This window comes from Pseudomonas sp. R3-57 (assembly GCF_051132065.1).
GTDB lineage: Bacteria > Pseudomonadota > Gammaproteobacteria > Pseudomonadales > Pseudomonadaceae > Aquipseudomonas.
This window is the reverse complement of sequence record NZ_CP071655.1, coordinates 1,418,844-1,432,668: the sequence shown is the minus strand read 5'-3', so window position 1 is coordinate 1,432,668 and position 13,825 is coordinate 1,418,844. Positions and strand designations below refer to the sequence as shown.

At 60.2% G+C, this 13,825-nt stretch carries 11 protein-coding genes and 1 pseudogene; 7 read left to right on the top strand and 5 right to left on the bottom strand.

The genetic code is table 11. From position 1 onward, the window contains the following. Positions 1-31 precede the first annotated feature (31 nt). The gene (gene secA / locus J3P93_RS06525; protein WP_434595978.1) at positions 32-2,767 is read right to left on the bottom strand and encodes a preprotein translocase subunit SecA; all 2,736 of its coding nucleotides are present in this window, start codon (positions 2,765-2,767) and stop codon (positions 32-34) included. Between the two features lie 307 nt (positions 2,768-3,074). Here secA and J3P93_RS06520 point away from each other — a divergent pair, with 307 nt between their 5' ends. Next, on the top strand, positions 3,075-3,530 hold the full coding sequence (locus J3P93_RS06520) for a DUF721 domain-containing protein (protein WP_203419252.1): 456 nt from the start codon (positions 3,075-3,077) through the stop codon (positions 3,528-3,530). A gap of 108 nt (positions 3,531-3,638) precedes the next feature. Here the strand turns inward: J3P93_RS06520 and J3P93_RS06515 are convergent, their stop codons facing one another. Beyond that, entirely contained in the window at positions 3,639-5,126 is a 1,488-nt protein-coding gene (locus J3P93_RS06515; protein WP_434595976.1) for a helicase HerA-like domain-containing protein, read from the bottom strand. Between the two features lie 187 nt (positions 5,127-5,313). Here J3P93_RS06515 and J3P93_RS06510 point away from each other — a divergent pair. From J3P93_RS06510 to J3P93_RS06490, 5 genes and pseudogenes are all read left to right on the top strand, one after another. Beyond that, positions 5,314-6,297: pseudogene (locus tag J3P93_RS06510) on the top strand (HAMP domain-containing protein); the annotation flags it as partial. A 141-nt stretch (positions 6,298-6,438) separates the two neighbouring features. After that, the gene (locus J3P93_RS06505; protein ID WP_434598303.1) at positions 6,439-7,203 is read left to right on the top strand and encodes a methyl-accepting chemotaxis protein; all 765 of its coding nucleotides are present in this window, start codon (positions 6,439-6,441) and stop codon (positions 7,201-7,203) included. Between the two features lie 196 nt (positions 7,204-7,399). Then, positions 7,400-8,521: a glycosyltransferase family 4 protein gene (locus J3P93_RS06500; RefSeq protein WP_434595974.1), complete on the top strand. Its 1,122-nt coding sequence runs from the start codon at positions 7,400-7,402 to the stop codon at positions 8,519-8,521. Then, complete coding sequence (locus J3P93_RS06495; protein WP_434595972.1) at positions 8,514-9,290, top strand: DUF2334 domain-containing protein; 777 nt, start codon at positions 8,514-8,516, stop codon at positions 9,288-9,290. The genes J3P93_RS06500 and J3P93_RS06495 overlap by 8 nt, the downstream gene beginning before the upstream one ends. After that, a complete protein-coding gene (locus J3P93_RS06490) occupies positions 9,287-10,285 on the top strand; it encodes a lysylphosphatidylglycerol synthase transmembrane domain-containing protein (RefSeq protein ID WP_434595970.1) in 999 nt (332 codons plus the stop codon). The genes J3P93_RS06495 and J3P93_RS06490 overlap by 4 nt, the downstream gene beginning before the upstream one ends. On the opposite strand, the gene J3P93_RS06485 is transcribed toward J3P93_RS06490, so the two are convergent. Both J3P93_RS06485 and purU read right to left on the bottom strand, forming a co-directional pair. Continuing rightward, positions 10,269-10,445, bottom strand: a complete 177-nt coding sequence (locus J3P93_RS06485; RefSeq protein ID WP_434595968.1) for a hypothetical protein — start codon at positions 10,443-10,445, stop codon at positions 10,269-10,271. The two genes, J3P93_RS06490 and J3P93_RS06485, sit on opposite strands and share 17 nt — an antisense overlap. Positions 10,446-10,529: 84 nt before the next feature. Continuing rightward, entirely contained in the window at positions 10,530-11,378 is an 849-nt protein-coding gene (gene purU / locus J3P93_RS06480; RefSeq protein WP_394508157.1) for a formyltetrahydrofolate deformylase, read from the bottom strand. Between the two features lie 335 nt (positions 11,379-11,713). On the opposite strand from purU, the gene mvaT reads away from it, so the two are divergent. Further along, on the top strand, positions 11,714-12,091 hold the full coding sequence (gene mvaT / locus J3P93_RS06475; RefSeq protein ID WP_085689457.1) for a histone-like nucleoid-structuring protein MvaT: 378 nt from the start codon (positions 11,714-11,716) through the stop codon (positions 12,089-12,091). Positions 12,092-12,188: 97 nt separating this feature from the next. Here mvaT and sbcB read toward each other — a convergent pair whose 3' ends face one another. Then, on the bottom strand, positions 12,189-13,619 hold the full coding sequence (gene sbcB, locus J3P93_RS06470) for an exodeoxyribonuclease I (RefSeq protein WP_434595965.1): 1,431 nt from the start codon (positions 13,617-13,619) through the stop codon (positions 12,189-12,191). Positions 13,620-13,825: the final 206 nt, after the last annotated feature.

The window sequence follows — 13,825 nt, the reverse complement described above, 5'->3', positions numbered from 1 at the left end:
GGCGCGGGTAGTTCAGCGGGTGCGACGGGTTTTACTGGATCTGCCCGTGGCAATGCTTGTATTTCTTGCCCGAACCGCAATAGCACAGCTCGTTGCGGCCCAGCTTCTGCTCGTTACGTACCGGCGCGGTGGCGAGGGCGACATCGACCTCTTCACCCAGCGCTTCGGGCTGATCCAGCCCCGGCGCTTCGGCGTGTTCGAACTGCATGCGGGCGGCCAGCGCTTCGGCTTCCTGACGCAGCCGTTGCTCTTCGGCTTCCGGATCTTCGCGGCGAACCTGAACGTGCGACAGCACACGGATCGAGTCGCGCTTGATCGAATCGAGCAGCTCGGAGAACAGCGTGAACGACTCGCGCTTGTATTCCTGCTTCGGGTTCTTCTGTGCGTAGCCACGCAGGTGGATGCCGTGACGCAGGTGATCCATGGTCGACAGGTGGTCTTTCCACAGGTCGTCCAGTACGCGGAGCACGATTTGTTTCTCGAACGAGCGCAGTGCTTCGGCACCGGCCTGATCTTCTTTTTCGTTGTACGCGGCGATCAGCTCGGCCATCAGCTTCTCGCGCAGGGTTTCTTCGTAGAGGTGATCGTCTTCGTCAAGCCATTGCTGGATCGGCAGTTTCACTCCGAAATCGCTGGCAATCGTCGCTTCCAGACCGGCGACGTCCCACTGCTCAGGCAGCGATTGCGGCGGAATGTGCGCGCTGACGGTAGCGTTGAGTACGTCCTGACGGAAGTCAGCGATGGTCTCACCGATGTTGTCAGCGGCCAGCAACGTGTTACGCATGTGATAGATCACTTTACGCTGTTCGTTGTTGACGTCGTCGAACTCGAGCAATTGCTTGCGGATATCGAAGTTGCGGCCTTCAACCTTGCGCTGCGCCTTCTCGATCGCGTTGGTCACCATGCGGTGCTCGATCGCTTCGCCCGGCTGCATGCCCAGGGCTTTCATGAAGTTCTTCACCCGGTCAGAGGCAAAGATGCGCATCAGGCTGTCTTCCAGCGACAGGTAGAAGCGGCTCGAACCGGCATCGCCCTGACGGCCGGCACGGCCACGCAACTGGTTGTCGATACGACGCGATTCGTGACGCTCGGAAGCGATCACCTGCAAGCCGCCGGATTCCAGCACTTGCTGATGACGCTTCTGCCAGTCGGCCTTGATCTGGGCGATCTGTTCAGGGCTCGGGTTTTCCAGCGCCGCGACTTCCACTTCCCAGTTGCCGCCCAACAGAATGTCGGTACCGCGACCGGCCATGTTGGTGGCGATGGTCAGGGCGCCCGGACGACCGGCCTGAGCGATGATTTCAGCTTCTTTTTCGTGGAACTTGGCGTTCAGGACCTTGTGTTCGATGCCTTCCTTGGCGAGCAGGCTGGACACGTGCTCGGAAGTCTCGATGGTCGCCGTACCGACGAGGATCGGCCGGCCCTGGGCCATGCCTTCCTTGATGTCGTTGATGATCGCCGCGTATTTCTCTTCGGCGGTCAGGAACACCAGGTCGTTGTAGTCTTTACGCGCCAACGGCTTGTTCGGCGGAATGACCACGACCGGCAGGTTGTAGATCTGGTGGAATTCGAACGCTTCGGTGTCAGCGGTACCGGTCATGCCGGACAGCTTTTCGTACAGACGGAAGTAGTTCTGGAACGTGGTCGAGGCCAGGGTCTGGCTCTCGGCCTGAATGTTCAGACCTTCCTTGGCTTCGATGGCCTGGTGCAGGCCTTCGGACAGACGACGACCCGGCATGGTACGACCGGTGTGCTCGTCGACCAGCACGACCTGACCGTCCTGCACGATGTATTCAACGTTGCGGTTGAACAGCTTGTGCGCACGCAGACCGGCGTAAACGTGGGTCAGCAGACCGAGGTTGTGCGCCGAGTACAGGCTCTCGCCTTCGGCCAGCAGGCCGACGCGGGTGAGCATGTCTTCGATGAACTGGTGACCGGCTTCGTTGAGTTCGACCTGACGGGTCTTCTCGTCAACGGTGTAGTGGCCGGCCTTGGTGACCTGACCTTCGACTTCCTCGACGTGCAGTTCCAGCTGCGGGATCAGTTTGTTGATCTCCATGTACAGCTTGGAGCTGTCCTCGGCCTGACCGGAAATGATCAGCGGGGTACGCGCTTCGTCGATGAGGATGGAGTCGACTTCGTCGATCACGGCAAAGTTGAGTTCGCGCTGGAATTTTTCTTCCATGCTGAACGCCATGTTGTCGCGCAGGTAGTCGAAACCGAATTCGTTGTTGGTGCCGTAGGTAATATCGGCGGCGTAGGCCAGACGCTTCTCTTCCGGCGGCTGGAACGGCGTCACGACGCCGACGGTCAGGCCGAGGAATTCGTACAGCGGACGCATCCAGTTGGCGTCACGACGGGCCAGGTAGTCGTTCACCGTCACCACATGCACGCCCTTTCCGGACAGTGCATTGAGGTAAACGCCGAGGGTTGCCACCAGGGTTTTACCTTCACCTGTGCGCATTTCGGCGATCTTGCCTTCGTGCAGGGTCATGCCGCCGACGAGTTGCACGTCGAAGTGGCGCATGCCCATCACGCGCTTGCCGGCCTCGCGGGCCACGGCAAAGGCTTCCGGCAACAGCTTGTCGAGGGTTTCCCCTTTGGCGATGCGGTCCTTGAACTCTTGAGTCTTGGCGCGCAATTGATCGTCCGAAAGGGCCACCATTTGCTCTTCGAAGGCATTGACGAGCTGCACCGTCTTGAGCATGCGTTTGACTTCACGCTCGTTCTTGCTTCCAAAAAGTTTCTTTAACAAAGGCGCAAACATATCGGCAGGATCTTCCACACTAAAGGGATGGAGGGCGGCCCCGTGAGTCGCCCGTGCAGCCCTCATGGCCGCATGCGAACGAGCATTCTACCCGGAAACGGTGGTGAGGAAAGTGGCGATGTTCCACGATGCTGGCACTGCGCTTTGACGGGGCTCACTTGAAATAAGGGCGTTTTGCTCAACTTCAACCCACAGGGGCAAGAAGTTAGTCGTTGATTTAATGAGCAAAGCAGGGACAAAAGCAATGGGCGAGTGGTTCCGCAGCTTTCTGCTACCATGGCGCCTCTGTTACTTCAGGTGTTCAATCATGGCATTTCGCCCCCTCACGGCCAGAGCACCCGCCGTTCTGTTACGCGAAGCCAAGCCGCTCAAAGCCATCCTCGGCCATGCCCAACGGCTGGGGCATTTGCAACGTCTGCTCGAAAGCCAGCTGCAACCCGCCGCCCGCGAACACTGCCATGTGGCGTCGTGGCGCGAGGGCAGTCTGCTGCTGATTGTTACCGACGGCCATTGGGCCACACGCCTGCGTTATCAGCAGAAACGCTTGCAGCGGCAATTGCAGATGTTCGACGAGTTCGCCAGCCTGACGCGGATTCTGTTCAAGGTGCAGCCGCCGACAGTGCAGCGCGGCGCGACCGGACACACCATGGATCTGTCGACCGATGCTGCCGCGACGATTCAGGAAACGGCCGACGGGATCAGCGATCCGGGGTTGCGTGCGGCGCTGGAAAGACTGGCGGCGCATGCCAAGGCCAAAACCTGAAAATCAGCAAACCTGTAAGAGTGAGCCTGCTCGCGATGGCGGTAGACCAGTCACTTCAAGTGTCGACCGATGCCTCGCCATCGCGAGCAGGCTCACTCTTACATGGGTTCAGCGGCGTTTGCTGCCGCCTAATAAAGACCCCATCAAACCGCGCACCAGTTGCTTGCCAAGATTATTGGCCGCCTGGCGCATGGCCGATTTAAGCGCCTGCCCCGCAGCGGTTCCGAGAAACTCTCCCGCCCGATCGGCCAGGCTTGGTTCTTCGGCAGCCGCTTTGCCTGCGGGCGCATCAGCGTCCGGCGCCAGCCCCTTTCGCCCCATGAGGATTTCATACGCCGACTCGCGGTCGATCGGCTTGTCATAACGGCCTTTGAGCGGCGAACCGGCAATCAGCACGGTGCGTTCGGTTGCGCTCAGCGGCCCGATGCGCGATTGCGGCGGCGCCACCAGCACCCGCTGAACCATTTCCGGCGTGCCCTTCTCGGTCAGGGTGCCGACCAGAGCCTCGCCAATCCCCAGCTCGGTCAGTACCGACAAGCTGTCGAACGCCGGATTCGGGCGGAAACCGTCAGCTACCGCGCGCAGGGATTTCTGTTCTTTGGCGGTGAACGCGCGCAAGCCGTGCTGGATACGCAAACCGAGTTGGGCCAGCACGTCATCGGGCAGATCGGCGGGCGACTGGGTGACGAAATACACGCCAACGCCCTTGGAGCGAATCAACCGCACCACTTGTTCCAGACGCTCCTGCAACGCCTTTGGTGTGTCGCCAAACAGCAAATGCGCCTCATCGAAGAACAGCGCCAGCAGCGGTTTGTCGGCATCGCCACGCTCCGGCAATTGCTCGAACAGTTCGGCCAGCAGCCACAACAGGAACGTCGCATAGACCTTCGGCGCTTCGTGCACCAGGCGGCTGGCGTCGAGCAGATGAATACGTCCGCGACCGTCGGCCGTCGGTTGCAGAATATCTTCCAGTTGTAACGCCGGCTCGCCGAACAAGGCTTCTGCGCCCTGCTGCTCCAGGGTTGCCAACCGCCGTAGCAGCGCCTGACTGGAACCGGTGGTCATCAGCGCGGCGTCTTCGCCGAGCAGTTGCGGATTATCCTTGAGGTGATTGAGCAGCGCTTTCAGATCTTTCAGATCGAGCAGCAACAGACCTTCACGATCGGCAACCTTGAACGCCGCATACAGCGCCGACTGCTGACTGTCGGTGAGCTCCAGCAGACTGCCGATCAGTAGCGGGCCCATTTCGCTCAACGTGGTACGCAGCGGGTGCCCGGATTCGCCATGTATATCCCACAGGGTCACCGGGTACGCCTGTGGAGTGTGGTCGAGCCACGGCATCCCGGCGATGCGCTCGGCGACCTTGCCCTGTGGATTGCCGGCGGCACCGAGGCCGCACAGGTCACCCTTGATGTCGGCGGCGAACACCGCGACACCGGCGTCGCTGAAGGCTTCGGCCAGACGCTGCAAGGTGACGGTCTTACCGGTGCCGGTGGCGCCGGCGATCAGGCCGTGGCGGTTCGCCAGGCGCATCGCCTGAGCAGTCTGCTGGCCAGCCGGATCGGCGCCGATTACGAGTTGCGAGGAGTCAGGCATTTTGTCACCCAATGGTTAATCTTTGATGCTGCATGGCCGATAGAAAGGTGGAGAGACCCGACCCGAGTCAGGCCGGACATTTCCCTAAGGAGAGACGGAAATATCAGCTTGTTTTGACCCTTGCCCGTTTCACGTGCCTCTATAAAAGCACGCCCGGGACATTAAGACCTTAGCGGAACCCCAAGCCATGAACAAAAATCTGCGCTTCAGCCATAAAATCCTGCTTGCCGCCGCCCTCGTCGTCATCGCCGCCTTCGCCTCGTTCACCCTGTATAACGATTGGTTGCAACGCAACGCGATCCGCGATGACTTGAACAGTTACCTCGAAGAAATGGGCGAGGTCACTGCCGGCAATATCCAGACCTGGCTGACCGGTCGCATTCTGCTGATCGAAAACGCCGCCCAGAACATCGCCGCCAATCCGGAACCTGCCAACGTCGCCAGCCTGCTCGAGCAGAAAACCCTGACCTCGACGTTCATGGCCACCTACCTGGGTGATGCCACCGGCCATTTCACCATCCGCCCCGACACGAAAATGCCGGACGGTTTCGACCCGCGCGTGCGCCCTTGGTACAAAGGCGCCGAGAGCAGCAGCACCTCGACCCTGACCGAGCCGTACATCGATGCGGCAACCGGGCAGTTGATCATTTCCATCGCCACCGCCTCGAAAAAGGCCGGCCAGAGCGTCGGCGTGGTCGGCGGTGATCTGAGCCTGCAATCGCTGGTCGACACCCTCGCCGCACGGGATTTCGACGGCATGGGTTATGTGTTCCTGGTCAGCGCCGACGGCAAGATCCTCGTGCACCCGGACAAGGCCCTGGTGATGAAGTCACTCAAAGAAGCCTATCCGCAGGATACCCCGCGCATCAGCAGCGACTTCAGCGAAGTCAGCGTCGATGGCAAGACCCGCATCCTCACCTTCGCGCCGATCAAGGGTCTGCCGTCAGTGAACTGGTACATCGGCTTGTCGGTGGACAAGGATCAGGCGTTCGCGATGCTCAGCGAATTCCGCACTTCGGCGGTGATTGCGACGGTGATTGCCGTGGCGATCATTCTGGCGCTGCTGGGCATGCTGATCCGCATCCTGATTCAGCCGCTGCACGTCATGACCCGCGCCATGGAAGACATCGCCGATGGCGAAGGCGATCTGACCAAGCGCCTGACTATCATCAACAATGACGAGTTTGGCGTGCTGGGTACTGCATTCAACCGTTTCGTCGAGCGTATTCACGGCTCGATCCGCGAAGTCTCGTCGGCCACCGGACAAGTCAACGAAGTCGCCCTGCGCGTGGTCGCGGCCTCGAACTCGTCGATGTACAACTCCGACCAGCAAGCCTCGCGCACCAGCAGCGTGGCGGCAGCGATCAACCAGCTCGGCGCCGCCGCGCAGGAAATCGCCCGCAATGCGGCGCAGGCGTCGAATCAGGCCAGCGATGCGCGCGGTCTCGCCGAAGATGGCCAGCAAGTGGTCGAACGTAGCATTCAAGCAATGAACCGGTTGTCGAGCATGCTCAGTGCATCGAGCAGCAACATCGAGTCGCTGAACAGCAAAACCGTGAACATCGGGCAGATTCTCGAAGTGATCACCAGCATTTCCCAGCAGACCAACCTGCTGGCGCTCAACGCGGCAATTGAAGCGGCGCGCGCCGGCGAGGCTGGCCGTGGCTTTGCCGTGGTCGCCGATGAAGTGCGCAATCTTGCCCACCGCACCCAGGAATCGGCGCAGCAGGTGCAGACCATGATCGAGGAACTGCAAGTCGGCGCTCGTGAGTCGGTGAGCACCATGAGCGACAGCCAGCGCCACAGCCAGGACAGCGTCGAGATCGCCAACCTCGCCGGCGAGCGCTTGAACAGCGTGACCCAGCGCATCGGTGAAATCGACGGCATGAACCAGTCGGTGGCGACTGCGACCGAGGAACAGACCGCGGTGGTCGAGTCGATCAACGTCGACATTACCGAGATCAATACGCTGAACCAGGAAGGCGTGGAGAACCTCCACGCGACCTTGCGTGCCTGTTCGGATCTGGAACAGCAGGCTGCACGGTTGAAGCAACTGGTGGGCAGTTTTCGCATATAGCGTCTGATCTACCGCCATCGCCAGCAGGCTGGCTCCCACAGGGGGTTTGTGAGCCACACAGATCCATGTGGGAGCCAGCCTGCTGGCGATGGCGGCCTCTATGCCTCGAACCACCTGTCTGACACCCCACCGCGCAATCCCGACCGAACATCCATTCTCGATAAAGGTCAACAAGGGAGAACCCAGCAGCGGAGGGATGATCACCGTGCATATCGCCGACATCACCATGTTCTACGCCCCGGCCAGTGGCGGCGTGCGGACTTATCTGGATGCCAAGCACCGTCGGTTGACGGGCAGACCCGGCATTCGCCACAGCCTGTTGATTCCCGGCGCCCGTTATGGCGAAAACGACGGCGTTTACAGCGTACCGGCCCCTGCCCTGCCTTTTGGCAAGGGTTATCGCTTCCCGCTGCGCCTGGCGCCATGGCGCAATGTTTTGCAGGACTTGCAGCCTGATCTGATCGAAGTCGGCGATCCCTACCTGACCGCTTGGGCGGCGCTGGATGCGCGGCGGCAACTCGATGTGCCGGTGATCGGCTTCTATCACTCGGACCTGCCGCTACTGGTCGGCAACCGCATGGGCCATTGGGTCACGCCGAATGTCGAGGCCTACGTGACCAAACTCTACGGCAACTTTGACCGCGTGCTGGCCCCCAGCCAAGTGATGGCCGACAAGCTCACCGGGCTGGGCGTGCGCAACGTCTACGTGCAGCCTCTGGGCGTCGATCTGCAGACCTTCCATCCGGGCGCGTGCGAGCGCAATCTGCGCGCCGAACTGGGCATCGCCGAGGACACGCGTCTGCTGATTTTCGCCGGGCGCGGTTCGAAGGAAAAAAATCTGCCGGTACTGCTCAAGTGCATGAAGCGCCTCGGCCCGCGTTATCACCTGCTGCTGGTTGGCTCGTCGATGCCGGCCATCGTTCCGGACAACGTTAGCGTCATCGACGAGTTCTGCCCACCGGCGCGGGTCGCGCAATTGATGGCCAGCGCCGATGCCCTCGTGCATGCCGGTGACCAGGAAACCTTCGGTCTGGTGATTCTCGAAGCCATGGCCTGCGGCATTCCGGTGGTTGCCGTGGCAGCGGGAGCCTTCGAAGAAATCGTCGACGAGTCCTGCGGCCTGTTGTGCGCGCCGAACAATCCGCAGGCGATGGCCAATGCCGTGCGCGAACTGTTCAGTCGCGGCTGCGCAAAACTTGGCCGACAAGCGCGCCAGCACGTCGAGCAGCATTACGCCTGGGACAATGTGGTCGACAGTCTGCTCAGTCACTATCACGCCGTACTCGGCCACGCGACTCCCAAGGTGGCCAATGGCTGAATCGAACAATCGCGGCGCCGTACTGCTGGTCTTGCATGACGTGGCGCCGGAAACCTGGGCCGATTATCAGCCGTTTGTCGAAGCGGTCGATGCCATGGGTGCAGTGCCGATGACGTGGCTGGTCGTGCCGGATTTTCACCGGCGTAATGCCCTTGATGCGCATCCGGCGTTCCGCCGCTTGCTTGACGAGCGGCTGGTGCGGGGCGATGAACTGGCCCTGCACGGTTACTATCACGACGACCAGGAGCCAGCCCCTAGAACACCGCGTGACTGGTTCATGCGTCGGGTCTACACCCACGAAGGCGAGTTCTATCGCTTGTCCCGCGAAACCGCCCTCTCCCGTTTGCATGCCGGTCTTGAGATCTTTCAACGCCACGACTGGCCTGTGCACGGTTTCGTCGCCCCGGCGTGGCTGATGAGCGATGGCACGCGCCAGGCATTGCGCGAATTGCCGCTGCAGTACACCAGCGATCCGCAGCACATTTATCGGTTGCCGGACTTCACCGCCATCGACGCACCGGGACTGGTGTGGAGCGCGCGCAGTGCCTGGCGGCGTGGTTTGTCTAAAGTGCTCAGCGATCAGCGCGAACAGCGCTGGCGTCAGGCGCCAGTGATTCGCCTGGGCCTGCACCCGGTGGACATGCGCCACCCTTTCTCGCGCCATTATTGGCTGCAAACTCTTGAACGCCTGCTGGCCGATGGCCGCGAACCGCTGACCAAGGTCAACTGGCTCGCTCGACAATCCATGCAAATGGAACGTGCGGCATGAAGCGCAGCCTGTTGTTGCTGATCGGCCTGCTCGTCGCGGTGCTGATTCCAGTCGTGCTGGGCGGTGGCGAAACCTGGGCGCGCCTGCAAAGCTTCCCGCTGCGCTGGTTGCTGCTGATGTTCGGCATGATTCTGCTCTGCTGGGGCATCAACACTCTGCGTTTGCGCCTGTTGCTGGGCGACCAGCGTGGGCAGGTGCCGCCGATCAAAAGCCTCGGCGTGGTCATGGCCGCTGAATTCGCCTATTGCGCCACCCCCGGCGGCAGCGGTGGGCCGCTGACCATCATGGCCTTGCTGGCCCGCTTCGGTGTACGCCCGGCGCGCAGCAGTGCGGTGTTTGCCATGGATCAGCTCAGCGATCTGCTGTTCTTTCTCTGCGCCCTGAGCGGCATTCTGATTTACGCGTTGTTCCAGCATCTGAGCGATCGTCTTGAGTGGCTGTTGATGCTCAGTGCAGTGTCGCTGTTTGGCGGGTTGTTCAGTTGTGTGCTGATTGCGCGTTATCACCGCGCATTGATTCGCCTCAGCGGGCGATTGCTGGCCGGCATGAACGTCACGGCGCGCACGCGGCGGCGCTGGGCGCGCAAGTTATTGCATTTTCTCGCCGCGTTCACCGACACCCTGAAGTTGCCTTGGCAAACCCTGATCAAGGTCTTCGCCCTGACCTGCGTGCATTGGTTGCTGCGTTACAGCGTGCTGTATCTGGCGCTGCGCGGGCTGGGCGCGGACTTGCAGTGGGCGTGGAGCTTCCTGATACAGATGCTTTCGCTGGGCGCCGGGCAGTTCAGCCTGCTGCCGGGTGGCGCCGGGGCCGCGGAATTGACCTCGGCGGCGTTGCTCGCACCGATGGTAGGCAAATCCACCGCAGCGGCAGCGATCCTGATCTGGCGGGTAGTGACGTATTACTTCTATCTGCTGGTCGGTGGCCCGGTATTCGTGTTGATGCTGGGCCGGCCGCTGCTGAAGAAGCTGATGAATGTCAGGCAGGCTTCCTGACGTCGTCCTGCTGATCCTGAAGCTGTTCCCACAACTCGGCGGCTCCGGGAAACTCCGTACCGTCGTCAGGGCTCAGGTCCTCCGGGTCGTAGCGGCTCAAACAGCCTTCGCCCAAGGTCGCCGGGGCTTTGGAGGTGGCTTTGTCGAGTGGATCGCTCATCGGCTTGCTCCGAGTGGCTGGAATAAAAAAGGGCCTGAGCGATTCAACGCCCAGACCCGGTTTTTTTCAAGCCCGTGGGTTCGATCAGAACACCACAGTCTTGTTGCCGTGCACCAGCACGCGGTCTTCGAGGTGATAGCGCAGGCCGCGGGCCAGGACCATCTTCTCGACGTCACGGCCGAAACGCACCATGTCTTCGATGCTGTCGCTGTGGCTGACGCGCACCACGTCCTGCTCGATGATCGGACCGGCGTCGAGCTCTTCAGTAACGTAGTGGCAGGTCGCACCGATCAGTTTCACACCACGCAGCGAGGCCTGGTGATACGGCTTGGCGCCGACGAACGACGGCAGGAAGCTGTGGTGGATGTTGATGACCTTGTGCGCGTATTCGCGGCACAACTCGGGCGGCAGAATCTGCATGTAGCGCGCCAGCACCACCACTTCGGCGTCGTGCTGCTTGACCAGCCGCGACACTTCGGCGAACGCCGGCTGCTTGTCCTGCGGATTGACCGGGACGTGGTAATAAGGAATGCCATGCCACTCGACCATGCTGCGCAGGTCGTCGTGGTTGGAAATCACGCAGGCGATTTCGCAGTCCAGTTCATCGCTGTGCCAGCGGTGCAGCAAGTCCGCCAGACAGTGGGATTCACGGCTGGCCATCAACACCACGCGCTTTTTCTGCTCGGTGTCGGTGATGCGCCAGTCCATCGCGAACTCTTCGGCGATCGGCGCAAACTTCTCGCGCAACTCTTCAATACCGAACGGCAGCGAGTCGGCACGAATTTCGTGACGCATGAAGAACCAGCCCACTTGATTGTCGGAGTGGTGGCTCGCTTCGGTGATCCAGCCGTTATGAGAGGCCAGAAAATTACTGACTTTGGCAACGATGCCAACGCGGTCCGGGCAAGAGATCACCAGACGAAAAGTGCGCATGAGGGGGAACTCCAGAACTTCGCAAAGGCCGCCATTCTAGCGACTGCGCGGGAAAACTGCAGTATTGATCGGCACCAGGCCTCGCCACGGCGGGCGCTACGCCTTTAGTTGGTACTCAACGTCAACCGCTCAGACGCTGGAGGCGGCATTCGATCAGGCAACTGTGAATATCTGTGACGAGCCGATCACATTATTTAACGGAATATTCAAAAGTCGGCAGTTTCTCGTAACTAATTCAAATAAAAACCCCGGTTAAATGTTTACTTGATGAAACACCCTGACTATTATTGCGACACTGTCCCCCTGCCATTCAACACTTCACCAAGGTAGTAACCATGTCCCTGATCAACGAATATCGCGCCACCGAAGAAGCCATCAAAGAGCTGCAAGCTCGTTTGAAGAACCTGTCGCAAGACGACAAACTGCAAGCCGAGCTGGAATTCGAAGGCAAACTGCGCACCCTGATGGGCGAATACTCCAAATCCCTGCGCGACATCATCGCGCTGCTGGATCCAGAAGCAAAAACCAAGGCGCCACGTGGCGGCGCAGTGAAAACTACCGGCACCAAGCGTGCACGCAAAGTTAAACAATACAAAAACCCGCACAACGGCGAAGTCATCGAAACCAAAGGTGGCAACCACAAGACTCTGAAAGAGTGGAAAGCCAAGTGGGGCGGTGACGTGGTTGAAGGCTGGGCTACCCTGCTGGGCTAAGCCGTACGCCTTTCGCTGAGCAATCGGTGAAAAAACAAACGCCAGCGAACGCTGGCGTTTTTTTATGCCCGGCATTTAAGCCCGGGCATGTTCGAATTCAAAGATCCAAACGTTTGCGCAATGCCTGGACATAATTTTGCCAGTCATTGAGCACCTCTCTCTGCAACGGTGTGGCATTAACTGCCCATTGCTCGGCGGCCTCGGTAAAAGATTGCAAGGTATTCGGTGCGCCGTATTCAGGCTGAGTCAAACGCTGCTGGCAAAATATTCGCCAGCGTTGTTGCTCTTCGCCCGTCAGGGTCTGGGCAAAGTTGCGTGCGCGATATCGAAAGAGCAATTCGGGTAAACGTTCATCATCGAACGGCCATTGCTCTTGTGCCAGTTGAGCCGGGTCGGCGTTGCGCACTTGCTCGCACAGGCGCCGATCGCGATCACCGATAAATCCGTCGTACAACTGTTGTTCCGGATCTTCGCTGGGAGTGAAATCTTCAGCGACATAAATCTCGGCAACTTTATCTTTCCAGACTTGTTGTGCGTCAGTTAGCCGCAGTGCGCGCTGTTGATACAACGCCATGTCCAGGCCCAGACGCTGCTGATCCTCTGCACGCAACACTGCAAGCGGGGCCACCACCGGGCAACGATTGATATGGATAAGCTTGAGCGGCACCGGCAACTCGCCTTCCGCCAGCTCGTCACGACGCGTGTACAAACGCTGACGCAGGGTTTGCGCATCAAGGTCCAACAATCCCTGCGGGTCGAGATGCAAATCGCAGACGATCAGGGCGTTGCGGTTTTTCGGGTGCCAAGCCAGTGGCAGGACTACACCGACATAACTGCGCGCCGCCGAGAATCGTCCGGACACATGCACCAACGGTTGCAGCAGACGGATCTGGTCCATGACTTTCTGCTTGCTGCGCAACTGGAACAGCCAGTCGTAGAGTTTCGGTTGTTTTTCGCGAACGAGCCTGGCCAGCGCAATGGTCGCGCGCACGTCCGACAACGCTTCATGAGCATGGCCATGGTCGATCTGGTTGGCAGCGGTCAGGCGTTCGAGCTTGAGCGTCACCCGGCCTTCCTCGTCGGTCGGCCAGACCAGGCCATCGGGGCGCAGCGCGTAAGCGGCGCGCACCACATCGATCAGGTCCCAGCGACTGTTACCGCCCTGCCATTCTCGGGCGTACGGGTCGAAGAAATTGCGGTACAGGCTGTAGCGGGTCATTTCGTCATCGAAACGCAGCGTGTTGTAGCCTGCGCCGCAGGTGCCCGGTGCCGCGAGTTGCGCGTGCACGCGGGTCATGAAATCGGCTTCGCTCAAGCCGTGTTCGGCGAGCTGGGCGGGTGTGATGCCAGTGATCGCGCACGCCGCCGGATGCGGCAGGATGTCTTCGCTCGGCTGGCAATAGAGGTTGACCGGCTCGTCGATTTCGTTGAGTGCGTGGTCGGTGCGAATGCCGGCCACCTGCAACGGGCGATCGTTGCGCGGATTGATGCCAGTGGTTTCGTAGTCGTACCAGAAGATTGAAGTCACGGGCGGTTCCTGAGCTGAAGATCGCCGAAGTCTAGGCGCTACCGGGTTGCCACGGCCAGCCTTGAAGCCCTCCAACAGTCATTTCTCCAGATTCCTACAGCTGCACATGCATTTCCCTTGCGGGATTTTCAACCGGCTGCTTTTACATGCAGTGCAATACATAGTTATGTCGTTTCCCCCCGAGAGGCTGCTAGCATCGACCGCAC

Bases quoted from the DNA above. Each gene is read 5' to 3' on its own strand.
- secA (WP_434595978.1), bottom strand. From the start codon at position 2,767: ATGTTTGCGCCTTTGTTAAAGAAACTTTTTGGAAGCAAGAACGAGCGT.
- J3P93_RS06495 (WP_434595972.1), top strand. From the start codon at position 8,514: ATGGCTGAATCGAACAATCGCGGCGCCGTACTGCTGGTCTTGCATGAC.
- J3P93_RS06500 (WP_434595974.1), top strand. From the start codon at position 7,400: ATGATCACCGTGCATATCGCCGACATCACCATGTTCTACGCCCCGGCC.
- mvaT (WP_085689457.1), top strand. From the start codon at position 11,714: ATGTCCCTGATCAACGAATATCGCGCCACCGAAGAAGCCATCAAAGAG.
- J3P93_RS06505 (WP_434598303.1), top strand. From the start codon at position 6,439: ATGTACAACTCCGACCAGCAAGCCTCGCGCACCAGCAGCGTGGCGGCA.
- J3P93_RS06520 (WP_203419252.1), top strand. From the start codon at position 3,075: ATGGCATTTCGCCCCCTCACGGCCAGAGCACCCGCCGTTCTGTTACGC.
- J3P93_RS06485 (WP_434595968.1), bottom strand. From the start codon at position 10,445: ATGAGCGATCCACTCGACAAAGCCACCTCCAAAGCCCCGGCGACCTTG.
- J3P93_RS06490 (WP_434595970.1), top strand. From the start codon at position 9,287: ATGAAGCGCAGCCTGTTGTTGCTGATCGGCCTGCTCGTCGCGGTGCTG.
- purU (WP_394508157.1), bottom strand. From the start codon at position 11,378: ATGCGCACTTTTCGTCTGGTGATCTCTTGCCCGGACCGCGTTGGCATC.
- J3P93_RS06515 (WP_434595976.1), bottom strand. From the start codon at position 5,126: ATGCCTGACTCCTCGCAACTCGTAATCGGCGCCGATCCGGCTGGCCAG.